Source organism: Rubellimicrobium sp. CFH 75288, assembly GCF_009904055.1.
In the GTDB taxonomy this organism is placed as follows: domain Bacteria; phylum Pseudomonadota; class Alphaproteobacteria; order Rhodobacterales; family Rhodobacteraceae; genus Rubellimicrobium.
Genome location: NZ_WYDP01000010.1, coordinates 39,451 through 63,134, shown reverse-complemented (window position 1 = coordinate 63,134; position 23,684 = coordinate 39,451). Strand labels below are relative to the sequence as shown.

Sequence of the window (23,684 nt, the reverse complement as noted above, 5' to 3'; positions counted from 1 at the left end):
GACAGCCGCCGGCCAGCCCTCAGGCCGATCACGTCTCCGGCCGTCCGGAGCGGCGGGCAAGAGCGTCGCGCAAGGCGCGAAACGCCATCTCCGGCGAGGCGACGTCCCGCAGCGCCAGAAACCGCTCCAGCGGGTCCCGGACGGCCAGGGCGGCATCGAGCGCGGGATCGCTGCCCGGCTGATAGAGACCGGCGCGCAGCATGGGCCCGGCCTCCTCGAGCAGGGCCCAGGCTGCCCGTGCCTCCGCGATCGTCTCCCGCTCTGCGGTGCTCGTGACCTGCGGCAGCGCGCGCGAGACCGACCGCAACGGATCGATCGCCGGGAAGCGCCCCCGCTCGGCGATGGCGCGGTCGAGCACCACATGGCCGTCGAGCACCCCGCGCAGCCAGTCCGCCACGGGCTCCTCCATGTCCGATCCCTGGACGAGAACGGAGTAGATCGCGGTGATGTCCCCCTGTCCCGGCCCGCCGGGTCCCGCCCGCTCGCACAGCGAGGCGATCAGGGCAGGGGTCGTGGCGGGAAACCCGCGCAGGCCGGCAGGCTCGCCCGCCGCCACGGCCAGTTCCCGATGCGCCTCGGCGAACCGGGTCACCGAATCGACCAGCAGCAGGACCTGCGCCCCCTCGTCGCGGAAATGCTCGGCCACGGCGGTGGCGGCCCAGACACAGCGCCGCCGTACCTGCGGCGCCCGGTCGGATGTGGCAGCGACCACCACCGCGCGCGCCAGGCCCGCCTCTCCCAGGACGTGGCGGAGAAAGTCCCCGAGCTCCCGCCCGCGTTCGCCCGCCAGGGCAACCACCACCAGGTCGGCCGCAACCCCGCGGGCAAGGTCGCCCAGAAGGGTGGACTTGCCCACCCCCGACCCGGCAAAGAGGCCGATCCGCTGCCCTCTCGCCACCGGCAGGATCGTGTCGAACACGCTCAGACCCGTGGCGAGGCGCGGTCCCATCCCGCGGCGCGAGCCGGCGGGGGGGGGAGCGGCCCGCAGCGGCCGCGGCCGCAGGCCCGGCAGGAGCGGCCGGCCGTCGAGGGGCCGGCCGTCGGGATCCATGACGCGCCCGACCCACGAGCAATCGGGCGCAAGACAGGGCGCCGGTTCCGCCGTCACCGGATCGCCCAGAACCAGTCCCTCTCCAGGGTCCTCGGGCAGAAGGTGGACCCTCTCGCCCTCGATGCGGACGACCTCGGCGGCCAGCGCCGGGCCGTCCCGGCGGTGCAGCCGGGCGCGATCGCCCAGCCCGACCGCCCGCGAGAGGCCCGTCACGGCGATCGTGCTGCCCCCGATCCCGGCCACCCGGCCGAGCGCCCGACAGGGCGAGAGGCGGGCCACGGCGGCGGTGGCCCGCTCCAGAAGCGGGTCGGTCCTGCCCTTTGTCATCGCATCTCCGGTCGTGGGACGGGCCGAGCCGATTCGGTCCCCGCGTGAACCGAATCTTAGGAAATTTCCCTTAAGGCTTCCTTTCGTTGCCCGAGGGAGAAGCCCCGTGTTCGAATCGCTCCAGATCTTCCAGCATTCCGCCGCGCTGATGCGCCACGCCGCCGCCCGTCAGGCCACGGCGGCCCGCAACATCGCCCATGCCGACACGCCCGGCTATCGGGCGCTGTCGATGCCTGCCTTTTCCGACATGCCGGGTTCGACGGCGCTGCGCGCCACCCGGCCGGGCCATCTCGCCGGGGGCGCGGCCTCGTCGCTCCGCCCGCGCGACGCGGGGGGGGAGGCTGCCCCCAACGGCAACACCGTCTCGCTCGAGGCCGAGATGTTCGCCTCCGTCCAGGCCACGCGCGAGCACAACCAGGCGCTCGCGGTCTGGCGCCACGCCACGGGCGTGCTGCGCGCGGCGCTGGGGCGATAGGCCATGGCCGACCTGACCGATGCGCTCGGGGCCGCGATGTCCGGCATGCGCGCCCAGGCGCTGCGCCTGCGCCTGTCGGCCGAGAATGCCGCCCATGCGGACACGCCCGGCTTTCACCGCAAGACCGTCTCCTTTCGGGAGGTGGCGGACGGCCTCGTGGGGACCGGCCCCGTCCGCCTCGACCCCACCCCGCCCGAGCGGCGCCACGACCCCTCGCACCCGCTCGCCGACGCCGAGGGCTATGTCGAGGGGTCCAACGTCAACCTCCTCCTCGAGATCGCCGACGCCCGCGAGGCGGGGCGCTCCTACGAGGCCAACCTCAAGATGTTCGAGCAGACACGCGCCATGTCCTCGGCCCTGCTCGACCTGCTTCGCCGCTAGCCAAGAAGGAGTCCAGAATGGACCTCAGCCGCACGATCGCCCAGGCGCTCGCCGCCGGGGGCTACGGGGCCGCCCGCCCCGCCACCGAACCCGCCCCCCGCCCCGAGGGGGCGCTGTCGGCCGCTTGGGACAGCTTCTCGCGCACCCTGGCCGAGGGGGAGCGCACGGCGCTGTCGGCCATGAACGGCGGGGCCGATCCCCACGCGCTCGTCCAGGCCCTGAGCCAGGCCGAACTGGCCGTCGAGGCGGCCGTGACGGTGCGCAACAAGGTGGTCGAGGCGTACCAGGAAATCCTGCGGATGCCGGTGTGACGCCATGAGCGGGTCCCTTTCCGAAGCGATCTTCCTTGACGCCATGCGCCAGGCGCTGTGGACGGCCACGGCGATGTCGTTTCCGATCCTGGGCGTCGCGCTCGGCGCAGGCCTCGCCATCGGGCTCATGCAGGCGCTGACCTCCGTGCAGGAGGCGACGCTGACCTTTGTGCCCAAGCTTGCCGCCATCGTCGTGGTGTTCTGGGCCAGCATGAGCTTCATGACCGGTGCCCTGGTCTCGCTCCTGCGCGACACGCTCGCGCCCCTGATCGCGGGGGGCTGAGGGGGTGGAGAACGCGGGCTACGTGACGCTGTCGCGCCAGACCGGCCTCTGGGCCGAGCTGCGCGCGGTCGCCCACAACATCGCCAATGCCGGCACCACCGGCTTCAAGGCCGAGGGCGTCGGCTTCTCCGAGGTGGTCCGCCGCGCGGGCGCGGGTCCGTCGCTGTCGCTCGCCGGCGCCCGCATCCGCGAGACCTCGCTTGCCCAGGGCGCGCTCGAGCGGACGGGCGGGCCCTTCGACCTCGCCCTCGAGGGCGAGGGGTTCTTCCAGGTGGACACGCCCGGCGGCCTCCGCCTGACGCGCGCGGGGCGCTTCGCCCCCGACGCCGAGGGAATCCTCGTCTCGCCCGAGGGCTTCCGCCTGCTCGACGCGGGCGGCGCGCCGATCCTCGTGCCCCCGGGATCGGGGGCCGTCTCCGTCGCGCCCGACGGCACGGTCTCGGCCGGCGGCCTGCCCCTGGGCCAGATCGGGATCGTGCGCCCCGCCGACCCGCTCGCGCTGCGCCGCGAGGGGGGGGTCCTCTTTGCCGCCGAGCCCGAGCCCGCCCCCGAGACGCGAGTCCTCCAGGGCTTTCTGGAAAAGAGCAACGTGGACCCGGTCCTCCAGATCGCCCGCATGATCGAGGTGAGCCGCGCCTACGAGGCGGGCCAGGCGCTCCTCGACCGCGAGGACGAGCGCATTCGCAAGACCATCCAGGCCATCCAGACACGATAGGAACACATCCATGCGCGCGCTCGAGATCGCGGCCGGCGGCATGTCGGCCCAGGCCCTGCGGGTCGAGGTCATCTCCAACAACCTCGCCAACATGAGCACGACCGGCTACTCGCCCCGCCGGGCCGAGTTCGCCGACCTCCACTACCAGCAGATGGCGCGCCCCGGCGCGATCGCGGCCTCCGACGGCACGCTCCTGCCCACGGGCATCCAGCTCGGGCTAGGCGTCAGGCCGTCCTCGGTCTCGGTGATGCTGGCGCAGGGCGCGCTCGCGGCCACCGGCAACGAGCTCGACATCGCCATCGAGGGGGCGGGCTTCATCGAGGTGACGCTGCCCGACGGGCGGGCGGCCTTCACGCGCGACGGGGCGCTCAGGCTGACGGGGGACGGGCTTCTGGTCACCGCCGACGGGTTTGCGGTGGCGCCGGGCATCACGGTGCCCGCCGATGCCCGCTCCGTCACCATCAACGCCGAGGGGCAGGTCTGGGCCCACTTCTCCGACCGGACCGAACCCGAGGAACTGGGCCAGATCGCGCTCGCGGCCTTCACCAACCCCAAGGGCCTCGAGGCGATCGGCTCCAACCTCCACCTCGAGACGGCGGCCTCGGGCCCGGCCCTGCTGGGCATGCCGGGCCAGGACGGATTGGGCACCCTGCGGCAGGGCTATCTGGAGGAATCCTCCGTCGATCCCGTCAAGGAGATCACCGACCTGATCGAGGCGCAGCGCGGCTACGAGCTCAACTCCAAGGTCATCGCCGCTGCCGACGGGATGCTGGCCGCGACGGTGCAGGTGCGATGAGCCGGCTCGTCCTTCCCCTTGCTCTCCTTCTCGCAGGTCCGGCAGTGGCGCAGTCGGTGGTGCCCGTGCGGCCGATCCCGGCCCGCGCGGTGCTCGGCCCGGACGATCTCGCGGTGGCCGAGGCGGCCCATGCCGGCGCGCTGCGCGATCCGGCAGAGGCCGTGGGCCTGGAAGCACGGGTGGCGCTTTATCCCGGACGACCCATCCGCCCGGAGGATCTCGCCCCCCCCGCCCTGGTCGAGCGCAACGCACGGATCACGCTCGTCTGGCGCAGCGGCCCGCTCGTCATCACGGCCGAGGGGCGCGCCTTGGGGCGTGCCGCCGCGGGAGAGGAGGTTCGCGTCATGAACCTCGCGTCGCGCACGACCGTCACGGCCCGGATGGGTGCGGACGGTGCCGCCCATGTCCAACCCTGATCCCCGAGGGGAATTCTCCATGACCCAGCATCGCACCATGCCCCTGATCCTCGCGCTGGGGTTGGCCGCCTGCTCCGGCACGCCGGTGGGCCGCCCTCCGCCCCTCTCGCCGCCGGCGGCCAACCCGGAGGCCCGTGCCATCGCGACGCCCGACCTGCCGCCTCCGCCCCCCCCGTCGGGCGTCCTGCGCGCGTCCACCTCCGGCTCGCTCTGGGCGGAAACCCCGGCGCCCCTTCTGGGAGCGCGGCGCGCCTCCGCGCGCGGCGACATCCTGACGGTGGTCATCGACATCGCCGACTCGGCCCAGATCAGCAACCGCACGGCCCGTTCGCGCCAGGGCGCCCAGCAGGCGGGAGCCGAGGCCCTGTTCGGCCTGGGCGGGGCCGCGCTGTCGCCGGGGGTGGATATCGGCTCGGGCTCGACCTTCTCGGGCGACGGCTCCGTGCGCCGGTCCGAGCGCGTGCTGCTGCGCGTCGCCGCCACCGTGACCGAGGTGATGCCCAACGGCACGCTCGCCATCGCCGGCAGCCAGGAGGTGCGCGTCAACAACGAGCTGCGCGAGCTTCTGGTGACGGGCTATGTCCGCCCCGCCGACATCTCGCGTCTCAACGAGGTAAGCTACGACCGCATCGCGCAGGCGCGCATCTCCTATGGCGGGCGCGGCCAGATCACCGACATGCAGCAGCCGCGCTGGGGTGCGCAGATCCTCGACGCGGCGCTGCCGTTCTGACGGAGCGACCATGATGCGCCTTCTCGTGCCGGCCGTGCTGCTGGTCCTCGGCCTCGGGGCCGGGGCCGGCGCCGGCCTCCTGCTGGCCCGCCCGGAGCCGGAGGAGGCTGCATCCTGCGCGCCCGCCTCCGAGCCGCCCTCGTCCGGTGTCCCGCCCGCTGCCCGTCCGCCCGGCAGCCCGCGCGACTATGTCCGCCTCAACAACCAGTTCGTCGTCCCCGTCCTGCGTGACGGCCTTGTGGCCTCGCTGGTGCTGCTGTCGCTGTCGGTGGAGACGGCCGACGGCCGGCAGGAGGAGGTGCTCGCCGTCGAGCCCAAGCTGCGCGACCTCTTCCTCCAGGTCCTGTTCGATCACGCCAATGCGGGCGGGTTCGAGGGGGTGTTCACGGCCGCGTCGGCCATGCGCTCGCTCCGCGGAGCCCTCCTGGCCGCGACCCGGGCCGATCTCGGCGACCTCGTCAGCGACGTTCTCGTGACCGATCTGGTGCGGCAGGACGCCTGACGGCCCGCCTCCCGGCTCAGCCCTCGCGCTCCAGCCGTCGAAGGCGGGCGGCCTGCCGGGCACGGGCCTCCTGCCGGGCGAGGAACTCGGCGGCGTCGCGACGACCCCAGGACCGGGCCAGGGCGGCGCGCGCCGCCTCGGCCTCGATCCGCAGCGCGAGGATCTCGCGCCGCAGCGCCTCGGTCCGGCCGGCCAGCCAGCGTTCCCAGCGCAGGTCGGCGCCCACGCGCCGCGCCGCATCCTTCGCGGTTGCCGTGCGGGCGCGGTCGGCTCGCGCCGCCTCGAGCGCCTGCAGCTGCGCCTGTCGCTCGTCCTCGCGGGCCTTCAGCGCCGCCAGACGCGAGCGGTCCCGCGCCTCGAGCAGCGCAGCCAGACGGCCGAGATCCCTCACCGTCGGGGCACTCCCTGCCGGACGCGCTCGGCAAAGCGCAAAGCGGCGGCGACGGCCTGCCATTCGGTCCGGCGCACCTCCTCGCCCAGGGCGACGGTGGCGTGGATGGCTCGCGCGGTGGGCGGATCGCGACGGATCGGCACGCCCGCCCCGGCGGCCCTCTCCCGGATGCGCGCGGCCATCTCGTCCACTCCCTTGGCGATGCAGACGGGTGCTCCGCCGCGCGCCGGGTCCCAGGCCAGTGCGACGGCATAATGGGTCGGGTTCACGATCACCACGCTGGCACGCGGCACCTCGGCCAGCATCCGGTTGGTGGCGATGGACTGGCCGCGGCTGCGCCGCTGCTGGCGCATGTGCGGGTCGCCCTCGTTCTCGCGCGTCTCCTCCGCGATCTCCCGGCGGGTCATCATCTGCCGGCGCCGGAAACGATACTTCTGCCAGAGCAGATCGGCGCCGCCGATCAGGGCCGCCACCAGGGCGATCCGCCAGACAAGATCCACGGCGAGATGGAGCGTCGCGCCGAAGGCCCCGCCGGGGCTGCGCCCTGCCAGCGCCGCGAGATCCGGCCCCGTCGCAGCCAGCATCGCGCCGAGGATCGCTCCGTAGGCCGCGACCTTGACCAGGCCCCGCAGGAATTCCCCCAGGCCCTCGGGGCCGAACCGGTGACGCAACTGGGCCAGCGGCGACAGGCGCGAGGCCTTGGGTGCCAGCCGGCCGGGCGCCGGCCGCAGGGCGCCTTGCGCCCCCGCCGCCAGAAGGGCCGCCCCTGCAGGCAGGAGCAGGAACGGCCAGAGCGCCGCCACGGTCCGGACCAGAAGCGTCGCCGCGGGGAGGCGGGCCGGTTCCGCAGCCCAGGCTCCGGCAGGGCCGATCGCGGCCAGATGGGCGGCCAGCGCGGTGCCGAGGCGTGCCAGCGCGCCGGGTCCGAAGGCCAGCGCGGCGACCAGAAAGCCGGCAAAGGCCGCGGCAGTGACGAGATCCTGGGAATGCGCCGCCTCGCCGCGACGCCGGGCCTCCTCGAGCCGGCGCGGTGTCGGCTCGAAGCTGCGCTCGGCTCCGTCCTCCTCCCTCCCGCCGCTCAAGGGAGTGCCTCGAAGGGTCTGGCCATGACGTCCCGGAGCAGCTCGGCCCAGAGCACGAGCAGGGCCGGTGCGGTCGCGAGCAGAAGGAGGATGCCTCCGAAGGTGAGCACCGGCGCGCCGACAAAGGTGACGGAGAGCTGCGGCATGGCACGGTGCATGGCGCCGAGCGCCAGGTTGTAGAGCAGCGCGGCGGCGAGAAAGGGCGCGGCCAGCGACACGGCCAGCGCGAAGGTGCGTCCGGCTTCACGCAGGCCGACTTCCAGCAGAAGGCCGGGATCGAGCATCGAACCGGCCGGGACAAGGGCATAGGTCGAGATCAGGAAGGCGCAGGCGTGCACATGGAGCCCGAGGACGCCCGCCAGAGCGAGCCCGCCCAGCAGCAGGAGCTGACCCATCGCCGGGGACGGCTCTCCCATCGGGGCGGAGCCGAGGATCTGCGACAGCGAACTGGCCTGGGCCATGATGGTCCCGGCCGTCTGGAGGGCGAGCACGACAAGGCGCAGGAGCGCCCCGAAGACCACGCCGCAGGCCGCCTCGCCCAGAAGGAGGACGAGGAGCCTCGCACCCTGGGGAGGGTGTGGCAGCGGCCCCAGGGCAGGGGCGACCAGGAGGCTGAAGGCGAGGGCCGCGGCCAGCTTCAGGCGCGGCGACACCCCCGCCTCGCCGAAGAGCGGCAGCAGCGCGACCGTGGCGCCGACGCGCAGAAAGACCAGAAAGCCCGTCCAGGCCGCAACGCCGGCCTGCGGCAGGATCGCCCCGAGCGCCTCGAGGACCGGCGGCATCAGGGCCGCTCCCGCAGGGGACGGGCGGAAGGGCGGGTCCCGCTCATGCGGGCACCGTGCCGACAAGGGCAGGCCGGGCCTCGGGGCCGATCTCCTCGAAGGAAAGCACGGGGCTCGGGATGGCGCGGGAGGCGAGCACGGTGCGCAGGAACCGCCGCCGGCGCTGGGACGTGACCAGCGCGGGCGAGATGCCCCCCTCGGCGGCCCGCGCGACCACCTCGGCGATGGCGGCGGCCAGGCGGTTGAAGGCGTCGGGCGGCAGCGCCACGTCGCTCGGGCCGGCGGGCGGTCCGATCTGATGCGCGGCAAAGACCTCCTCCCAGCCGGGGTCCAGCTGGATGAGCGGAAGCGTCCCGTCCGCCCGCCGAAGTTCGGCCACAAGCTGGAAGCCCAGGCGGGCCCGCACATGTTCGAGCACCCCCTCGGCTGTCGCGTGCAGGCTGCGCCCCTCGGCGGTCGCCTCGAGGATGAGCGGCAGGTTGCGGATCGACACCCGTTCCTCCAGCAGAAGCCGCAGCACGGCCAGAAGCAGGTCGGGCGGCACCCGCTCGGGGATCAGCTCGTCGAGCAGGCGACGGTTCGCCGCGGCGCGGGCCGGGTCGGAGAGGTTTGTCATCTCGTCGAGCAGCCGGCGGAGGGCGCGCAGCGTCATCAGACGGCCGAGATTGCCGCGCACCACCTCGAGCAGATGGGTCGCGAGGACCTCGGCCGGTCCGACCACCGTCAGTCCTGCGAGGGCGGCCTCCTCTCCGGCGGCGGAAGGGATCCAGCGCGCGGGGGCGCCATAGACCGGCTCGCGCACGTCGTCGCCGGCCGGGGCCGCCCCTCCCGCCATCAGGACCAGCAGATGACCGGGGCGGACCGTGTCGCGTGCCGCCTCGGCACCCTGGATGCGGATGCGGTACTGCCCCGCCGGCAGGGCGGCCGAGTCGGTCAGGCGGATCTCGGGCAGGATGAGGCCGTAGCCTTGCGCGACATGGCGGCGCATCGTCCCGATGCGGATGTCGAGCCCGGTCGCGGGGTCGAGGACCACCTCGACCAGGTCGGGGGCGAACTCGACATGGATCTCGTCGAGGTCGAGCAGATCCCCGAGCGACCCCGGCCGGAGGCCGGGCGGCTCCGCCGCAGGGGGCAGGGGCGCGGACAGACGGGCGGCCGCCCGCCAGGCCAGGGTTCCGAGCAGCGCCGACCCGGCCAGAAAGGGCGCAAAGGGCATGCCGGGCAGGACGGCGAACAGGGCCATGAGGCCGGCCACCGCACCGAGGGCTGCGGGGTGGCGGCCGAGCTGGCCCAGAACGGCCGCATCCATCCGCTCCCTGGCGCCGCCATGGGCCAGCAGGAGGGCTGCGCCCACCGCGATGATGACGGCCGGGATCTGGCTGACCAGACCGTCGCCGACGGTGAGGACGGCGTAGGTCCGCAAGGCATCGGACAGGGGAAGGCCGTGGACGGCCGTTCCCATGACCAGACCCATCACCAGATTGAGCGCCGTGATGAGAAGCCCGGCCACGGCATCGCCCTTGACGAACTTGGACGCCCCGTCGAGCGAGCCGAAGAACGTGGTCTCCTGCCCCTCGCGCTCGCGGCGCGCCTTGGCTTCCTCGTGGGTGATGGCACCGGACGCGAGGTCGGCGTCGATCGCGAGCTGTCGGCCCGGCATCGCGTCGAGCGCGAAGCGCGCGCCCACCTCGGCCATGCGGGCCGCGCCCTTGTTGATGACGACGAAGTTGACGATCAGCAGCACCCCGAAGACGACGACGCCGAGGAGCGGCTGGCCGCCCATCACGAACATGGCGAACCCCTCGATCACCTGTCCGGCCGCGTCGGTGCCCTCGTGCCCGCGGGAGAGGATCAGCCGGGTGGAGGAGACGTTGAGCGCCAGCCGGAGCATCAGCGCCCCGAGCAGGATGGAGGGGAAGGCGGAGAAGTCGAGCGGCCGCTCCACGAAGAGGGCGAGCGTGAAGATCAGGATGGCGAGCGCGAAGCTGGCCGCAAGGCCGATGTCGAGCAGCCAGGCCGGGACCGGCAGCACCATCATCACGATGACCCCCATCAGGGCGAGGGCCAGAAGGACGCGCGGCTCGGCCCGCAGGGCGGCGAGGGCGGGCATCGGATCAGCCGTCCAGGGGCACGAGCGAGCCCAGCCGCGGCGCGGCTCCGCCCGCGTGCAGCAGCGGCAGCGGGCCGCGCGCGCGTCCGGCGGCGGTCGGTGCGGGTCCGGCAGACCGCCCTCCCCTGTCCAGGGCGGCGAGCTGGGCGTCGAAGCGGGCACGGTAGCGCGCCGCATGGTCGGGCGAGCGCGAATGGAAGGCGCCGGCTGCCGCGGACCAGCCATCGGTCTCCGAGCGCAGGCGGTTCAGGAAGGCGGCCGCGTAGCTCGCATTGGCGAGGGGATCGAGCATCTGCGCGGGCGAGACGAAATGCTCGCCGTGCCAGCGCCAGTTGAGCTGGAAGCAGCCGATGTCGAGATTGGTCACGCCCGCCGCGACGCGCCCTTCGGCAAAGGCCACGGCCTCCTCCCGTGTGGGGAACCAGTGGCCCTGCCCCTCGGCGTGGACGGCCCAGGGCCAGGGGCGCAAGGGCGAGCCGCGCCCCGTCTCCGTCAGCGTGAGGGCCGCCAGCACCGCGGCCGGAACGCCGGACAGGCGCGCGGCATCCGCAGCCGCCCGGAGGCAGAGGTCGGATTCGTCCCCGAGCGCCGGGTCCGGTCCGGTCAGAAGACAGAGGAGCGCGACCGCAGCCAGGCGGCCGGGCGGCGCGGACAGGCGAATCATGCGTGGAACCCCTTCTGCGTTGCCGCCCAGACTGGCACGGAAAGGTTGAGAAACTGTTAACCCGCCCGGTTCATCCGTCCAGAAGCGCCAGGGCGCGAAGCCGCGCCGCCGCGGCCTGGTCCAGCGCGATCCGGCCTGCCGCAAGGGGGCCGTCGGGGGGCGGGGGCGGATCGGTCGGGGACGGTGCGGGGGGCGCCGGCGCGAGGGCCCCCCGGCGCAAGGCCTCCGCCCGCTCGCCGCGCAGGCCGTCGAGAGCGGCGAGCGCTCTCGCGGGGTCGCCGAGCGCCAGCGCCGTCTCGGCCAGGAGGAGGCGGCCCGCCCGCCCGGTCAGGGGGCCCGAGAGACGCTCCGCCGCCGCATCGGGAAACCCCATCGCCAGCAGGCGGCGGGCGACGGCGTTGCCGGCTCGTTCGGGCAGGCGCGGCGGCAGGCGCGTGAGCGCAAGCGTCAGGAAGTCCGTGTCCGGTGCCTGTCGCACCAGATCGGCGACCACGTCCGAGAGGGCCTGCTCGACCGCCGCGCCGGGGCGGTCGCGGCGGGCCTCTGCCAGCAGGTCGAGGGCGGCGTCCCACGATCCGGCGGCCGCCTGCAGGCGCGCCTCGCCGAGCAGGAGCGCCAGCGCTTCGGGCTCGTGGCGCAGTTCGGCCCGGCGGAGGCGCGCCAGGGCGAGCAGGTCTTCGGGCGCAGCGGTGCCGTTCGCCTCCAGGAGATGCAGAAGCCGGACCATTGCCCCGGCCGGAAGCCGCGGCTCGTGCCGGGCCAGATCGGACAGGGCGGCGATCTCGGCTCCGGGTCCGTGGCGGAGCCCGGCGATGCCCGCCTCCAGCACCGCGATCTCGACGCCGCCGATCCCCTCCGGCGCCGCCTCGAGCAGGAGCCCCGCCCCCGCGGCATCGCCGTCCGCCAGCGCCAGGCGGGCCAGCCGCGGGGCCAGGAGGCTGCGCAGGGGGGGCGGCAGCGCGCGCAGGGCGACGACGATGGCCGCCCGCTCGTGGGGGTCCGCCCCGGCCACGCTGCCGCGGGCGAGCGCGCCCCAGAGCGCCACCGGGCCAAGGCATCCGGCCTGATCGGCCAGCGCGCCGGCGGGCTGGTCCTCGCCCTCGATCAGGCGGGCGAGCAGGCGCAGCCCGTCGCGCTCGCGCGAGGCGGCGCCGTCGAGATCGAGGGTGCGTTCCGCCTCGCGCCCGAAACCGAAGGCCAGAAAGGTGCGCGCCAGGGCTTCGACGGTGTCCGGGTCGGGCTTGTCGCGCGCATCGGTGAGACGGGCCAGGAGAGGGGCGGTCTCCGCGCCGAAATCGGCCCCGGCCGCCCAGTCGGCGATGGCGAAGTCCGAAGGGGGCCGACAGCGCTCGCCCGAGCGGCCGAGAGCCGGCGCCGCGGCCGGGTCGTCCCGGTCCGCCCCGCTGCGCAGGGCCAGGCCCGGGGCGCGGCCGCCCGGTTCGGGCCAGGGCGGCGGAGGCGCTCCGTTCAGGCGGCCCGCCTGGGGGGGGACGGGATCGAGAAGGCCCCTCGATGCCGCATCGGCCACGCCGCGCAGGACGTCCCCCTCGGTCGCGACGGCGAGGGACGGCCGAGCCGGCCCGTCCGGCGCGGGCGGCGCGAGCGGCGGGGCGGAGGCGGCGGCATCGGGGGGCAGGGTCGGCTCCGGCCCGCCGGACGGCAGGGGCGCGAGCACGCCGGGCCCGTCATGGATGTCGATGACCAGACCGCCGGGGCGGAACAGGAACGCTTCGGCATGGCAGTCGCAGGGAACGTGAAGGTGCAGACGGCCCGTCCCCTCGTCGGTCAGCGCGGCGATCCGGGACCGGCCGATCCGGTCGAAGGCGCGGCGGAGGTCGAACGGAGCGCCTGCGGAGAGGTGCAGCACGAGCCCGCCCGCCACCGGTTCGAGATGCCAGTCCGCTCCGGGCGGAATGGTCAGCACCAACCGGGTGAAGGGGCCATGCTCGCCGCCCCGGACGGTCACCGGAAGGGCTGTCGCGGGGGCGGCGGACAGAAGTCCGAAACCGGCCAGCGCGGCCGCACGGCACAGGCGGAGCGGGATCATGCGGCCTCCCGTGCGCTGCGCAGCGACTCCTCCAGATCGCCGAAGCCGGGCCGCAGCCGGCCCGGCATGGCCTGCCGTCCCGCCTCGATACAGAGTTGCGGCGGATGGGCATGGAGATTGGCGACCAGGACCTGGCGGATCAGGTCGTAGAAGTGGCCGTCCTCCTCCGCGAGGTGGCGCAGGCGCGCCGCCACCGGCCCGACGAACCCGTAGGCGAGGAACACCCCCAGAAAGGTGCCGACCAGCGCGCCGCCGATCATCTTGCCCAGAACCTCGGGCGGCTGGTCGATGGAGGACATCGTCTTGATAACCCCGAGCACCGCCGCAACGATGCCCAGCGCGGGCAGGGCGTCGGCCACCGATTGCAGCGCATGGGCGGAGTGCAGCGCATGCTGGCGATGCGCCTCGCGCCGCGCCTCGAGCACGGCCTCGACCTGGTGGGGGTCGTCGTAGTTCATGCTGCCCGCGCGCAGCGTGTCGCAGATCAGGCCCACGGCTTCGGCATCGGCGAGGATGCGCGGATAGCGCCCGAAGAGCGGGGAGCTTGCGGGCTGCTCGACATGCTGCTCGAGGGCGACGGGATTCGAGCGGCTCACCCGGATCAGGGCAAAGAGCAGGCAGAGCAAGTCGCGATAGTCGCCGGGGCGCCAGCGCGGCCCCGAGGCCACACGCGTCAGGTCGCGCAAGGTGTGGCGGATCGCCGCGCCGTCATTGGCCAGGGCGAAGGCGCCCGCGGCCGCCCCGGCGATCATCATGAACTCGAAGGGAAGGGCCTTGAGGATGATGGCGAGCTTGCCCCCGGCCAGAAGGTAGCCGCCGAAGACCATCACGACGACGAGCACGATGCCGACAAGGGCGGTCACGGGAGCCTCCATCCGGATCGGGGGGCAGGGTTGCCGCGGGGGCGGGCCGGTCTCATGGCGCCGGCGCCCGGGCGTTCCGGCCGGCGAGCACCGCGCTGACCGCGTGGGCCGCATCGGGTGCCATCTCGCCCATCAGGGCCGCGGCGGGCTCGGGCCGCATCAGCCCGAGAAAGCCCGCCGCGAAGGCCGGGTCCATCCGGGCGAACAGGGCCGCCGCGTCGCGCGGGCGCATGGCCTCGTAGACGCGGGCGAGGCGGGCGAGGTCGGCCTCGGCGCCGGCCTCGGCCCGGGCGAGGGTGGCAGCCAGGGCGGCCTCCGCCCGCTCCAGCGCGGCGATCTGGGCGGCGAGCGCCGCCTCGGCCTCGGCCAGGGCGGCCGCCCGCTCCGCGAGCGAGCGCTCGCGCCCGGCCAGCCGCTCCTCGCGCGCGGCGAAGGCGGCGAGGACCTCGGCAGGAGGCGGAGGGGGCGCGGGAGGGGTGGCGGCTCCGCCTTCGGCCGCGGCGAGCGTGCGCAGACCCGCCGACAGGGCGAGGCACAGCGCGGCCATGGGCAGGATGCGGCGCGGCGCCGGGCGGGCGGTCCGGCTCATGGGCGGCGCCCCGCCGCCTCGGGATGACGGACGAAGACGGGCAGGGCGGGCCCGTCGCCCTGGGGCAGGTCGTGCAGCGCCGCGAGCATCAGTTCGAGCCGCCGTCCCGCCGCCTCGGCCCGGTCGGAGGCCTGCGCCAGCGCCGCCGCCGAATCGCGCGCGGCCCCGTCGGCGCGTCCCAGCGCACGGGTGAGGTCGTCCACCTGCGCGGAGAGGATGGCGACGGCACCGCCGACCCCGCGTTCGAGGTCGGTGAACCGGCGCAGCCGGCGGCTCAGCACGAGACAGTAGAGTGCGGCCGCCAGAGCCCCGGCGGCCAGCAGCGTGTCGCTCAGATCGGACAGGATCGGCATGACGAGATCCGCGAATCAGTTGAGAACGAATTCCATCACCAGCAGGTCGCGCACGCGGCCGGGGCCGGCGACGACCTGAACCCGGTGCAGCATCTGTGCGCGCAGCCGCAGCAGCGCGTCCGCGGGTTCCAGCTCGCGCGGCTCGAGCGTGCGCAGATAGCCGTTGAGCACGTCGGCGACGCGCGGCACGAGGGCCTCGACCTCGGTGACGTGGGGAGGCGGCACCTCGAGCTGGGCCGCGAAGCGCAGCAGCCGCCGCCCCTCGCCCGGCAGGTTCACCACGAGGGCGGGCAGCGGCACGAACGCCATGGACGCGCGCGGAGGCGGAAGGGGATCCGCTCCGCTCCGCTCCGCCAGTCCCAGCCGCACCGCGCCGAACCCCCCGGCCGCACCGATCAGGGCGAGCGCGAGACCGACAAGAAGCGGCCGGCGAGACCGTGGCGGCGGCGTGTCCCCTGTGGGGGTGATGGTGGCGTCGGAGGTCATGGACGACTCGCCCCGGTGATGCGGCAGGGTCGTCATACACCCGCAGGTGCTAACCGAATCTTAAGACGGCCATGAGAAAACGCATCGGAGGCCAGAAGGCCGGTCTGGGGCCGGGGGATTCGGATGACGGGGTTGGCTCAGGTCTGGGGGGGTCTGGACGCGCGCCGCCGTGCCGCCGTGGTCGGTGCGACGCTGGCGATCCTTGCGGCCGTCCTGGCGCTGGCGCGCCCCACCGGATCGGGCGAGATGGCGCTGCTCTATGCCGGTCTCGAACCCGGCACGGCCGGAGAGGTGGTGGCCGCGCTCGCGGCGCGGGGGGTCGCGCACGAGGTGCGCGGCGATGCCGTCTGGGTCGCCGCGGCCGCACGCGACCTCGAGCGCGTCACCCTGGCGGCACAGGGTCTGCCCGCACCGTCCGCCCGGGGCTACGAGCTGCTCGACGGCCTGTCGGGCTTCGGGACCACGGCGCAGATGTTCGACGCCGCCTACTGGCGCGCCAAGGAGGGCGAACTGGCTCGGACCATCCTGGCCGTTCCGGGCGTCCGCACGGCGCGGGTGCACATCTCGGCCGGCGGGTCACGGCCGTTCCGCGCGCCCGAACGCGCCTCCGCCGCCGTCACGGTCGCCACGAGCGGCGGACCCCTTCCGCCGGGACAGGCGCGTGCCCTTCGCCATCTGGTCGCGGCGGCCGTGGCCGGGCTCGACCCCGGCCGGGTGGCCGTCATCGACGCGGCGACCGGCCTTGTCGCCGACGCCGCCGAGGCGGCCCCCGACAGCCGCGCCGACGCGCTGCGCGAACGGGCCCTGCGGCTGGTCGAGGCCCGCGTCGGACCCGGCAATGCGGTGGTCGAGGTAGCGGTCGAGACCGTCACCGAGACGGAAACGGTGACGGAGCGCCGGCTCGACCCGGAGAGCCGCGTCGCCATCTCCACCGAGATGGAGGAGACCGAGACCTCCAGCCGGGGTGCGGACGGCCCGGTGACGGTGGCCTCGAACCTGCCCGACGGCGATGCGGCCGGCACGGGGACGGCCTCCAGCGAGACGACGGCACGCACGACGACGAACTACGACCTGTCGGAGACGAGCCGCGAGGTGCTGCGCGCGCCGGGGGCCGTGCGGCGGCTCACGGTCGCCGTTCTGGTCAACGACCTGCCCCCGGAGGAGCCCGGCGGCAGCCCCCGTCCGCGTTCCGCCGACGAGCTGGCCGCGCTCGGGGCGCTCGTGGCCTCGGCCGTGGGGCTCGACGAGGGGCGGGGCGACGCGATCACCGTCCGCTCCATGCCCTTCGAGGGCGTGCTGCTGCCGGGTTCGGAGCCTGCTCTGCCGCAGGGCCCGGTGCGCAACGGCATGGCGCTGCTCCGCCCCCTTCTCCTCGCCGCGGTGGCGCTGGGCCTCGGTCTGTTCGTGCTGCGTCCGCTTCTGCGGCCGCCCGCGCCGACTCCGGCCCCGGCGGCTCCGCCGGCGGCTCTGGCCCCGATGCCCCTGCCGACCGCCCTGCCGTCGGCCCCATCCTCCCCCGAAGAGCCGGCTGCCCGTCTGCGCCGTCTGATCGAGGCCCGCGGAGAGGAGGCCGCCCGCCTCCTCGAGACCTGGATCGAGACGGGACCGGCCCGCGCGGGGGGCGAGGGCTGAGATGGGCCTGATGCTCGAGGCGTTCGATGCGGTACCCGAGGCGGCCGTTCCGGCGGTGCCGCCCGGATGGACCGAAGGATGGCGGGCAGGCCACGAGGAGGGTCTGGCCGAAGGCCGGCGCGCAGCCGAGGCGGAGGGCCGGGTCCTCGGCCATGCCCTCGCCGAGAGCCTCCAGGTCGCCGCCTTCTCCTTTGCCGAGGCGCGCGCGCTCGTCCTGGCCGCCCTCGGGCCGTTGTTCGCCCGGGTGGCCGACTCGCTCCTGCCGGCGCTGGCGGCGCAGGCGCTCGGACCCTGGCTCGCCACGCTGGTCGTGCAGGCCGCACGGGATGATCTGGCCTGCCCCCTGGTGCTCGGGGTCCATCCCTCGCAGGCGGAGGCCGTCCGCCCGTGGCTGCCGGCCGGTGCGCCCTACCGGCTGGTGGAAGATCCCGACATCTCTCCCGGCTCCGCGCGTCTGGCGCTGGGCGAAGGGGAATGCGCGCTCGATCTCGAGGGCTGCCTCGCAGCGCTGCGCGACGTGTTTGCCGCCCTCCAGCAACCCCAGGACCAGAAGGCCCGCCATGGATGATCCCGATCAAAGCCCCCTCCGCTCCCTCCCCATCGAGGTGGTCGTCTGCGTGGGCCGGGCCCGGCCGCTGCTGCGGGAGATCCTGGGGCTGGCCCCTGGCGCCGTGCTGCCGCTCGACCGCCGGGTGGACGATCCCGTCGAACTGTTCGTCGGAGACCGGCTGATCGCCCGGGGGGAGCTGGACGAGATCGGCGGCGGCGAGGGGCGCGTCTTGGCCGTGCGCCTGACGGATGTGGCGCCCCTGCGCGGCGGTGCGGCATGAACCGGGCGGGCACGACCGGGATGCCGGCACGGGCGTCGGTGGTCCCGGCCGGGGCGCCGCGCGGATGGGCGATCGCGGCGGTCTGCCTGCTGGCGGCCGCGGCGCCGGCACAGGCGCAGGAGATCACGCTGTCGCTGGGTCCGGGGGAGGGGCTGGCTGCCCGATCCATCCAGCTTCTGCTGCTTGTCACGGTGCTGAGCCTGGTGCCGGCCCTGGCCGTGATGGTGACCTGCTTTCCGTTCCTGGTCACGGTCCTGTCGATCCTGCGGCAGGCGCTGGGGCTCCAGCAGGCCCCCCCCAACATGCTGATCGTGTCGCTGGCGCTCTTTCTGACCTGGTTCATCATGGAGCCGACCCTGAACGCGGCGTGGGAAGGAGGGGTACGCCCCCATCTGGACGGAGACCTGCCGCTGGAGGAGGCCTTTCTGCGCGCGATCGAGCCGTTCCGGGCCTTCATGGGCGCCCGTGTCGATCCCGCCACGCTCGAGATCCTGGCGGAGCTGCGACGGGATGGCGGAGCGGCCGTTGCCGAGGGTGGACCGCCGCTGTCGCTGCTGGTGCCGTCCTTTCTGCTGAGCGAGATGGAACGGGCTTTTCAGGTCGGCTTTCTCCTGTTTCTGCCGTTTCTGGTCATCGACCTGGTTGTGGCAGCGGTCCTGATGTCGATGGGGATGATGATGGTGCCGCCCGCGATCGTCGCGCTGCCCTTCAAGCTCGCCTTCTTCGTTGTCGCCGACGGCTGGACGCTCGTCGCGGAGACGCTGGTGCGCAGCTACGGCTGATCGTGCGCGCCGGTCCCTCTCCCTCTGCCCGAGCGGAGGAGCGGACGGTCCCCGAGGCCGGAGGAACGACGGATCGGCCGGGATGCGCGGCCGCCCCGCCCGCCGGGGCGATCGCCGGCAGGAGCAGGGACGGGCGGTGCCGGGGCTGCGGGGCGGGGTCCTACTGGACGACGAACTCGGCGTGGAGTGCCCCGGCGGCGCGGATGCTCTTGAGGATGTCGATCAGGTCGTTGGGCGAGACGCCCAGCGCGTTCAGACCGGAGACGACCTCCGACAGGGTGGTGCCGGAGCCCAGTTCGGCCAGACCGCCCTGCGCCTCGGTGATGGAGGCTTCCGAGCGGGGAACCACGATCGTCTCGCCGGGGGCGAAGGGGTTGGGCTGGACCACGAGCGGCGCCTCCTCCACCCGCAGGGTCAGGCCCCCCTGGCTGACGGCCACGCGGCTGATGCGCACGTCCTCGCCCATCACGATCGTGCCGGAGCGCTGATCCACGACGACGCGGGCCCGTGCCTCGGGCTCGATGGCCAGACCCTCGAGGCGCGCCAGCGCATGGGCGGGTGAGGGCGCGCCCGTGGCGGCGATATCGATCGCGACCGTGCCGGCATCGAGCATGGCTGCCACCGGGCGGCCGAAGGCGGCGTTGACGGCAGCCTCGATGCGCAGCGCCGTGGTGAAGTCCGGCGAGCGCAGGGCCAGCCGCACCGTCTCCAGCGTGGCGAAATCGAAATCGACCTCGCGTTCGATGCGGGCGCCGGCCGGAATCGTGCCCGCGGTGGGAACGCCCTGCGTGATCCGCGCGGCCTCTCCCTCGGCGGTCGCGCCGCCCGCGATCACGCCGCCCTGCGCCACGGCATAGATGGCGCCGTCGGCTGCGTTGAGCGGGGTCATGACGAGCGTGCCGCCGCGCAGCGAGCGCGCGTCGCCGATGGCGCTCACCGTCACGTCGATGGTGGAGCCCGCCCGCGCGAAAGGCGGCAGTTCGGCCGTGACGAGAACGGCGGCCACATTGCGGGTGCGAAAGGCCTCGCCCGCGACGTTGACGCCCAGCCGCTCGAGAAGGCCGGTCATGATCTCCTCGGTGAAGGGGGTGTTGCGCAGCCCGTCCCCCGTCCCGTCGAGCCCCACCACGAGCCCGTAGCCCACGAGGTCGTTGCCCCGGACCCCGTCGAACTCCACGAGGTCCTTGAGCCGGACCGGCCCGGCCGAGCAGAGGGCCGGAGAGAGCAGGAGCGCCGCGAGGGCCGGATGCAGACGGATCATCGCAGGTGCCGGACCAGCGACAGGGCCGCCAGCCGTCCGGTCAGAAGATGGTGGGTCTCGAGCTGCAGGCGGACAGCCTCCAGGGCCGAGGCGGCGGCGTACGGATCGGCGGCGGTCGCCTGCTGCCGGAGGATCGCAAGCGCGCCGGCGCGGGCGGTGTGGCGCGCCTCGGCGGCTTCGGCCCGCGCCTCGGCCGCGCCGAGACGGCCGCGCAGCGCCACGAGACCGTCGGCGGCGGCGAGCGCCGCCTCACGGGCCTGCGCGACGAGGATGCGGCGTTCGCCCTCCGCAAGGAGGGGACTGGCGGCGAGGGAGGCGAGGGCCGCAGCCCGCAGGACGGCGCGCAGGGCCGGATCGTCGGCCCGCGCGGACAGGGTTACGGTCTCTCCCTCTCCGAGGGGGCGCACCGGATCCTCGCGGTTGCCGCGATAGGCCCCGGCGGCGAATCCGCCTGCGGGATCCTCGAACCAAGCGGTCACGCGGGCCAGCAGGCCGGCAGCCGTGGTCTCGCCAGCGGCGGCGTCGCGCAGGGCAGCCAGCATCTCCTCTGCACCGGCGAGGGCAGGGCTTCCGGTCGCCGTGCCGGCGAACAGGGACGCCTCTCCCCAGCGCGCGCCCAGAGCGTGGACCACCGCCTCGAAGGCCTCGCGTCCGAAGGCCTCGGCCGCCTGCGGGGACAGGCCCGGCGGCATCCCCGCGGCGAGACGGTCGAAGAGGGTGGCCCGCGCCCCCTCCACCCGCTCCAGCGCGAAGCCCATGGCGCCGAGCCGGTCGGCGGTGTCGCGCGCGGCCGAGGCGAGGCTTCCGGCCAGGGCCAGCCGTCGGTCCAGGTCGGCCAGCCCCCCCATCTCGGCCCGGCGGTGCCGGACGGGATCGGCGACCCGGCCGGTCGCCACCTCGCTGCCGAGGCGGGCGAGCCGCTCGCGCAGGGCGGCGTTGTGGCGCAGACCGACGAACAGGCCGCTGCGGTCGCCGGGGATGGTCGCACTCACGGGAGAGCACCGTCATGCGGGGTGCGGGTCGCTGGCATCCTAGATCTCCGTCAGGCGGCGCATCATCGCGTCCACGGCCGCGATGATGCGCGTATGGGCGGCATGCGCCTGCTCGATGCGCAGAAGCATCTGCAACTCGGCATCCGTGCTCACCCCGCGGGCGAGTTCGACCTCCCGGAGGGTGCTCCAGCGGGCTGCGGCGAACCCTTCGGCATCCTCCGCAGCCAGGCGCTGCCTGCCGAGGCCGGAGGCGACCGTCGCGGCCAGCCCGGCGGCCGGGGCCGGCTGACCATCCGGGCCGAGCGGCCGGGGGGCCGCGAGGGCGTCCAGCCAGCGCAGGATCTGGCCGCCCGCGCCGGGGGGTCCCGGCGAGACGGCGCCCGGACCGTCCCGCAGGCGCCAGAGCGCCCCGCCCCGCCCGGGATCGACCGCCGCGGTGACGGCGATCCGGCCCGCCAGCCCCGCCAGCCGCTCTGGCTGCGCCGGCCCGTCGCCATCGACCAGCAGGCCCGCCTGTGCCGCGGGCAGGAGGGGATCGGCCCCGGAGCCCAGCCGCTCGACGAGATCGGCGGCGAGCCGGTCGAGCCGGTCCCCCAGCGCGGGCAGGTCGCGGTCGCGGAGCCCCAGGGCCGCTCCCAGGACGCCTCCGCCCGGATCGGCCAGGGAACGCCCGTCGAGGGTCAGGGAGGACAGGCCGCCCGCTGCGGCGGTCTGCTCGGCCGTGACGGTCTGCGAGGGGGCAAGGCCGAGACGCGACGCACGCGTTCCCTCGAGCAGGGTGGCGCCGCCCGTCGTGAACAGCACGATCGCACCGCCGGGCCGTTCGACCTCGCGCAGGGGCAGGGCCCGGGCGATGCGGTCCACGAGGACCTGCCGCTGGTCCAGAAGACCCGCCGCATCGCGTCCGGCCGCCCGTGCGGAGGGGATCGCGGCATTGAGACGCGCCAGTTCCGCCAGAGCGGCATTCACCTCCTGCACCTCGTGCGCGGCGCGGGCATCGGCCTCGGCCCGGCGGGCCTGAACCTCTCCCGCCGCCTCCCGCAGGCCTGTCGCCACGGCCTCGAGCGCATCGAGGACGGAGCCGAGTCGCGGTTCGGAGGCGGGATCGGCGGCGGCCGCGACGAGAGCCGTCTCGAGCGCGGCGATGCGGTCGGCAAGACCGCCTCCGTCCGCGGGCACGAGGACCCCTTCCAGCCCGCGCAGGAGCCCGGCGCGCATCCTGTCCCCCTCGAGCGCCGTCTCGGCCTCGCGCCGTTCGGCGAGAAGCGCCCGGTCGGCGTGACGGGCGATTCCGTCCACGCGCACCCCCGCCCCGCGGCCCTCGAGAGAGGCGGAGGACAGCTCGACCGTGCGGCGGCCATATCCGTCCGTCTGGGCGCCGGCCAGATTGGCGGCGACGATCTCCGCCATCCGGGCCGTCGCCGCCAGACCGGACAGGGCGTTGCCGAGGGCGAGATGGAGGCTCATGACATCATCTCCGGATAAGGCCCGTGGTCCGGCCTAGCGCTTGATGTTGGTGGTTTCCTGCAGCATCTCGTCCACCGTTTGGATGACCTTGGCGTTGGAGGAATAGGCGCGCTGGGTCTTGATGAGGCTCGTGAGCTCCTGGGCCACGTCCACGGCCGATTCCTCCCGCGCGAAACCCTGGATCGCGCCGGTCGGCCCCTCGCCCGCGTTCCACAGCACGAAGCCGCCGGATTTCTCCGTCACGGCGTAGGCCTGCCCGTCCCGTGCGGCGAGTCCCTCCGGGTTCGGGACGTCGGCGACGGGCACCTGGAAGAGCCGTCGCGTATCGCCCGAATCAAAGCGGGCCACCACGAAGCCCTGCGCGTCCACCGCCACGTCGCGCAGCGAGGCGGCCGGTGCGCCGTCGCGCTCGGTCGCGGCCGGCGAGAAGGGGGCGGCGAGCTGCGTGAAGCCCTCCGCCTCGCCGGGGCGGCCGAGCGACAGCGCCAGGGGACCGCCGGCGGTCTGCACCACGGCCTGTCCGGTGGCGGGATCATAGGCACCCCCGGCGAGCGTGGCGACGGAGGCGAGCCGCCCCCCGCCCGCGCGATCGGCGGCAAAGCCGAGCCGGTATTCCGCGATCGTCGCCCCGTCCGAGGCGCTGTCGCCGATGCGCAGGGTCCAGGCGTTCGACGGAGGCGCGCCCGCCGCCGGCACGACCGGCTCGAAGGTCAGGATCAGGGTCTGCGGCTTGCCGAGGTTGTCGTAATAGGTGACGGTCATCTCCTCGGAGGTGCCGGAGGCGCCCGCCTCCGTCGCGGCGGCGGGCAGGTTCGCCGAGACCGCCAGGCGCGTGGTGGGCGAGCCGGCGACCGCCTGGGTCGGGATGCGGACGGGCGCCAGCCCCTCGGCCGTGGTGCGCGAGAAGCCGGGCGCATCGCCCCCCGGCCCCACGGGCGCGCCCAGCAGGACGAGACCGGACGGCGTCCGCAGATAGCCGTCGGCATCGGGCGAGAACGCCCCGGTCGGCGTCATCAGAAAGGGTCCCCCTGACCAGGCGCTGCCCCCCTCCAGCCGGGTCACGGGCAGCATGCCCCGGCCCGCGACGGCCAGATCGGTGGCGCTGGCGCTGGTGGACAGGGGGCCGCGCGCGCCGACGAGCCGCAGGTCCGCGGCGCGGACGCCGCCGGCCGTGTAGCGACCCACCCCCTCCCCCACCACGAGAGCGGCAAAATCGGTGGTGACGCGGCGGTAGCCGGGTGTCGCCGCATTGGCGATGTTGTCCGAGATCGCGGCGAGAGAACTGGCCTGGGCAAAGAGACCGGCCACGCCCGCATTGAGAGAGGAGGAGATCGACACGCACAGGTCCCCTTGGCGTTCGGGATGC

28 protein-coding genes are annotated in these 23,684 nt (G+C 74.6%); 13 read left to right on the top strand and 15 right to left on the bottom strand.

The window, feature by feature from the left end:
• Positions 1–28: 28 nt before the first annotated feature.
• Positions 29–1,378, bottom strand: a complete 1,350-nt coding sequence (locus tag GT358_RS10730; RefSeq protein WP_166582613.1) for a FliI/YscN family ATPase — start codon at positions 1,376–1,378, stop codon at positions 29–31.
• Between the two features lie 106 nt (positions 1,379–1,484).
• Between GT358_RS10730 and GT358_RS10725 the strand changes: the two genes are divergently transcribed.
• The 9 genes from GT358_RS10725 to GT358_RS10685 are packed head-to-tail and all read left to right on the top strand — an operon-like array spanning position 1,485 to position 5,987.
• Complete coding sequence (locus GT358_RS10725) at positions 1,485–1,853, top strand: FlgB family protein (RefSeq protein ID WP_166582612.1); 369 nt, start codon at positions 1,485–1,487, stop codon at positions 1,851–1,853.
• A 3-nt stretch (positions 1,854–1,856) separates the two neighbouring features.
• A complete protein-coding gene (gene flgC, locus GT358_RS10720) occupies positions 1,857–2,234 on the top strand; it encodes a flagellar basal body rod protein FlgC (RefSeq protein ID WP_166582611.1) in 378 nt (125 codons plus the stop codon).
• A 17-nt stretch (positions 2,235–2,251) separates the two neighbouring features.
• Positions 2,252–2,545 (top strand): flagellar hook-basal body complex protein FliE, encoded by a 294-nt coding sequence (fliE, locus tag GT358_RS10715; RefSeq protein WP_166582610.1) that lies wholly within the window; start codon positions 2,252–2,254, stop codon positions 2,543–2,545.
• 4 nt (positions 2,546–2,549) lie between these two features.
• On the top strand, positions 2,550–2,828 hold the full coding sequence (locus GT358_RS10710; RefSeq protein WP_166582609.1) for a flagellar biosynthetic protein FliQ: 279 nt from the start codon (positions 2,550–2,552) through the stop codon (positions 2,826–2,828).
• A 4-nt stretch (positions 2,829–2,832) separates the two neighbouring features.
• A complete protein-coding gene (locus tag GT358_RS10705) occupies positions 2,833–3,543 on the top strand; it encodes a flagellar hook-basal body complex protein (RefSeq protein WP_166582608.1) in 711 nt (236 codons plus the stop codon).
• Positions 3,544–3,553: 10 nt separating this feature from the next.
• Positions 3,554–4,339 carry a flagellar basal-body rod protein FlgG gene (flgG, locus tag GT358_RS10700; RefSeq protein WP_166582607.1) on the top strand — a complete coding sequence of 262 codons (786 nt, stop codon included), beginning with the start codon at positions 3,554–3,556 and terminating at the stop codon, positions 4,337–4,339.
• Positions 4,336–4,755, top strand: a complete 420-nt coding sequence (gene flgA / locus GT358_RS10695; protein WP_166582606.1) for a flagellar basal body P-ring formation chaperone FlgA — start codon at positions 4,336–4,338, stop codon at positions 4,753–4,755. The genes flgG and flgA overlap by 4 nt, the downstream gene beginning before the upstream one ends.
• Before the next feature lie 19 nt (positions 4,756–4,774).
• Positions 4,775–5,485 carry a flagellar basal body L-ring protein FlgH gene (locus tag GT358_RS10690; RefSeq protein WP_166582605.1) on the top strand — a complete coding sequence of 237 codons (711 nt, stop codon included), beginning with the start codon at positions 4,775–4,777 and terminating at the stop codon, positions 5,483–5,485.
• Between the two features lie 10 nt (positions 5,486–5,495).
• Positions 5,496–5,987, top strand: coding sequence for a flagellar basal body-associated protein FliL (locus GT358_RS10685; protein ID WP_166582604.1), 492 nt, complete (start codon positions 5,496–5,498; stop codon positions 5,985–5,987).
• A gap of 16 nt (positions 5,988–6,003) precedes the next feature.
• On the opposite strand, the gene GT358_RS10680 is transcribed toward GT358_RS10685, so the two are convergent.
• The 10 genes from GT358_RS10680 to fliL all read right to left on the bottom strand — a co-directional run bounded on the left by GT358_RS10680 (position 6,004) and on the right by fliL (position 15,354).
• Positions 6,004–6,378: a hypothetical protein gene (locus tag GT358_RS10680; protein ID WP_166582603.1), complete on the bottom strand. Its 375-nt coding sequence runs from the start codon at positions 6,376–6,378 to the stop codon at positions 6,004–6,006.
• On the bottom strand, positions 6,375–7,460 hold the full coding sequence (locus GT358_RS10675; RefSeq protein ID WP_166582602.1) for a flagellar biosynthesis protein FlhB: 1,086 nt from the start codon (positions 7,458–7,460) through the stop codon (positions 6,375–6,377). Before GT358_RS10675 ends, GT358_RS10680 begins: the two co-directional genes overlap by 4 nt.
• Positions 7,457–8,242, bottom strand: a complete 786-nt coding sequence (locus GT358_RS10670; protein ID WP_166582601.1) for a flagellar biosynthetic protein FliR — start codon at positions 8,240–8,242, stop codon at positions 7,457–7,459. The genes GT358_RS10675 and GT358_RS10670 overlap by 4 nt, the downstream gene beginning before the upstream one ends.
• A 43-nt stretch (positions 8,243–8,285) precedes the next feature.
• Complete coding sequence (locus tag GT358_RS10665; RefSeq protein WP_166582600.1) at positions 8,286–10,352, bottom strand: flagellar biosynthesis protein FlhA; 2,067 nt, start codon at positions 10,350–10,352, stop codon at positions 8,286–8,288.
• Between the two features lie 4 nt (positions 10,353–10,356).
• Positions 10,357–11,016, bottom strand: coding sequence for a lytic transglycosylase domain-containing protein (locus tag GT358_RS10660; protein WP_166582599.1), 660 nt, complete (start codon positions 11,014–11,016; stop codon positions 10,357–10,359).
• A gap of 70 nt (positions 11,017–11,086) precedes the next feature.
• Positions 11,087–13,063, bottom strand: coding sequence for a hypothetical protein (locus GT358_RS10655; RefSeq protein WP_166582598.1), 1,977 nt, complete (start codon positions 13,061–13,063; stop codon positions 11,087–11,089).
• Positions 13,060–13,926 (bottom strand): flagellar motor stator protein MotA, encoded by an 867-nt coding sequence (motA, locus tag GT358_RS10650; RefSeq protein WP_166582597.1) that lies wholly within the window; start codon positions 13,924–13,926, stop codon positions 13,060–13,062. Before motA ends, GT358_RS10655 begins: the two co-directional genes overlap by 4 nt.
• A gap of 52 nt (positions 13,927–13,978) precedes the next feature.
• Positions 13,979–14,515, bottom strand: coding sequence for a MotE family protein (locus GT358_RS10645; protein WP_166582596.1), 537 nt, complete (start codon positions 14,513–14,515; stop codon positions 13,979–13,981).
• The gene (locus GT358_RS10640) at positions 14,512–14,868 is read right to left on the bottom strand and encodes a hypothetical protein (protein WP_371416271.1); all 357 of its coding nucleotides are present in this window, start codon (positions 14,866–14,868) and stop codon (positions 14,512–14,514) included. Before GT358_RS10640 ends, GT358_RS10645 begins: the two co-directional genes overlap by 4 nt.
• A 15-nt stretch (positions 14,869–14,883) precedes the next feature.
• Positions 14,884–15,354 carry a flagellar basal body-associated protein FliL gene (fliL, locus tag GT358_RS10635; protein WP_166582595.1) on the bottom strand — a complete coding sequence of 157 codons (471 nt, stop codon included), beginning with the start codon at positions 15,352–15,354 and terminating at the stop codon, positions 14,884–14,886.
• Positions 15,355–15,477: 123 nt separating this feature from the next.
• On the opposite strand from fliL, the gene fliF reads away from it, so the two are divergent.
• Genes fliF through fliP form a run of 4 tightly spaced genes read left to right on the top strand, consistent with a single transcriptional unit; the run spans position 15,478 to position 18,598 of the window.
• Positions 15,478–16,986 (top strand): flagellar basal-body MS-ring/collar protein FliF, encoded by a 1,509-nt coding sequence (fliF, locus tag GT358_RS10630; RefSeq protein ID WP_166582594.1) that lies wholly within the window; start codon positions 15,478–15,480, stop codon positions 16,984–16,986.
• 1 nt (position 16,987) lies between these two features.
• Entirely contained in the window at positions 16,988–17,554 is a 567-nt protein-coding gene (locus GT358_RS10625; RefSeq protein WP_166582593.1) for a hypothetical protein, read from the top strand.
• Positions 17,547–17,816: a FliM/FliN family flagellar motor C-terminal domain-containing protein gene (locus GT358_RS10620; RefSeq protein WP_166582592.1), complete on the top strand. Its 270-nt coding sequence runs from the start codon at positions 17,547–17,549 to the stop codon at positions 17,814–17,816. The genes GT358_RS10625 and GT358_RS10620 overlap by 8 nt, the downstream gene beginning before the upstream one ends.
• 20 nt (positions 17,817–17,836) lie before the next feature.
• Positions 17,837–18,598, top strand: coding sequence for a flagellar type III secretion system pore protein FliP (fliP, locus tag GT358_RS10615; protein ID WP_166582676.1), 762 nt, complete (start codon positions 17,837–17,839; stop codon positions 18,596–18,598).
• Between the two features lie 160 nt (positions 18,599–18,758).
• Here the strand turns inward: fliP and GT358_RS10610 are convergent, their stop codons facing one another.
• The 4 genes from GT358_RS10610 to GT358_RS10595 are packed head-to-tail and all read right to left on the bottom strand — an operon-like array spanning position 18,759 to position 23,656.
• A complete protein-coding gene (locus tag GT358_RS10610) occupies positions 18,759–19,859 on the bottom strand; it encodes a flagellar basal body P-ring protein FlgI (RefSeq protein ID WP_166582591.1) in 1,101 nt (366 codons plus the stop codon).
• Positions 19,856–20,851 carry a hypothetical protein gene (locus GT358_RS10605; protein WP_166582590.1) on the bottom strand — a complete coding sequence of 332 codons (996 nt, stop codon included), beginning with the start codon at positions 20,849–20,851 and terminating at the stop codon, positions 19,856–19,858. The genes GT358_RS10610 and GT358_RS10605 overlap by 4 nt, the downstream gene beginning before the upstream one ends.
• A 39-nt stretch (positions 20,852–20,890) precedes the next feature.
• Positions 20,891–22,318: a flagellar hook-associated protein FlgK gene (locus tag GT358_RS10600; protein ID WP_166582589.1), complete on the bottom strand. Its 1,428-nt coding sequence runs from the start codon at positions 22,316–22,318 to the stop codon at positions 20,891–20,893.
• 33 nt (positions 22,319–22,351) lie between these two features.
• A complete protein-coding gene (locus GT358_RS10595; protein WP_371416270.1) occupies positions 22,352–23,656 on the bottom strand; it encodes a flagellar hook protein FlgE in 1,305 nt (434 codons plus the stop codon).
• Positions 23,657–23,684: the final 28 nt, after the last annotated feature.

Coding starts and splice junctions, on each gene's coding strand:
- GT358_RS10640 (WP_371416271.1), bottom strand. CDS start 14,868: ATGCCGATCCTGTCCGATCTGAGCGACACGCTGCTGGCCGCCGGGGCT.
- GT358_RS10660 (WP_166582599.1), bottom strand. CDS start 11,016: ATGATTCGCCTGTCCGCGCCGCCCGGCCGCCTGGCTGCGGTCGCGCTC.
- GT358_RS10625 (WP_166582593.1), top strand. CDS start 16,988: ATGGGCCTGATGCTCGAGGCGTTCGATGCGGTACCCGAGGCGGCCGTT.
- GT358_RS10645 (WP_166582596.1), bottom strand. CDS start 14,515: ATGAGCCGGACCGCCCGCCCGGCGCCGCGCCGCATCCTGCCCATGGCC.
- GT358_RS10610 (WP_166582591.1), bottom strand. CDS start 19,859: ATGATCCGTCTGCATCCGGCCCTCGCGGCGCTCCTGCTCTCTCCGGCC.
- fliF (WP_166582594.1), top strand. CDS start 15,478: ATGACGGGGTTGGCTCAGGTCTGGGGGGGTCTGGACGCGCGCCGCCGT.
- GT358_RS10670 (WP_166582601.1), bottom strand. CDS start 8,242: ATGCCGCCGGTCCTCGAGGCGCTCGGGGCGATCCTGCCGCAGGCCGGC.
- fliP (WP_166582676.1), top strand. CDS start 17,837: ATGCCGGCACGGGCGTCGGTGGTCCCGGCCGGGGCGCCGCGCGGATGG.
- GT358_RS10690 (WP_166582605.1), top strand. CDS start 4,775: ATGACCCAGCATCGCACCATGCCCCTGATCCTCGCGCTGGGGTTGGCC.
- flgC (WP_166582611.1), top strand. CDS start 1,857: ATGGCCGACCTGACCGATGCGCTCGGGGCCGCGATGTCCGGCATGCGC.
- GT358_RS10655 (WP_166582598.1), bottom strand. CDS start 13,063: ATGATCCCGCTCCGCCTGTGCCGTGCGGCCGCGCTGGCCGGTTTCGGA.
- fliL (WP_166582595.1), bottom strand. CDS start 15,354: ATGACCTCCGACGCCACCATCACCCCCACAGGGGACACGCCGCCGCCA.
- GT358_RS10685 (WP_166582604.1), top strand. CDS start 5,496: ATGATGCGCCTTCTCGTGCCGGCCGTGCTGCTGGTCCTCGGCCTCGGG.
- GT358_RS10710 (WP_166582609.1), top strand. CDS start 2,550: ATGAGCGGGTCCCTTTCCGAAGCGATCTTCCTTGACGCCATGCGCCAG.
- GT358_RS10620 (WP_166582592.1), top strand. CDS start 17,547: ATGGATGATCCCGATCAAAGCCCCCTCCGCTCCCTCCCCATCGAGGTG.
- GT358_RS10665 (WP_166582600.1), bottom strand. CDS start 10,352: ATGCCCGCCCTCGCCGCCCTGCGGGCCGAGCCGCGCGTCCTTCTGGCC.
- GT358_RS10600 (WP_166582589.1), bottom strand. CDS start 22,318: ATGAGCCTCCATCTCGCCCTCGGCAACGCCCTGTCCGGTCTGGCGGCG.
- flgA (WP_166582606.1), top strand. CDS start 4,336: ATGAGCCGGCTCGTCCTTCCCCTTGCTCTCCTTCTCGCAGGTCCGGCA.
- GT358_RS10730 (WP_166582613.1), bottom strand. CDS start 1,378: ATGACAAAGGGCAGGACCGACCCGCTTCTGGAGCGGGCCACCGCCGCC.
- fliE (WP_166582610.1), top strand. CDS start 2,252: ATGGACCTCAGCCGCACGATCGCCCAGGCGCTCGCCGCCGGGGGCTAC.
- flgG (WP_166582607.1), top strand. CDS start 3,554: ATGCGCGCGCTCGAGATCGCGGCCGGCGGCATGTCGGCCCAGGCCCTG.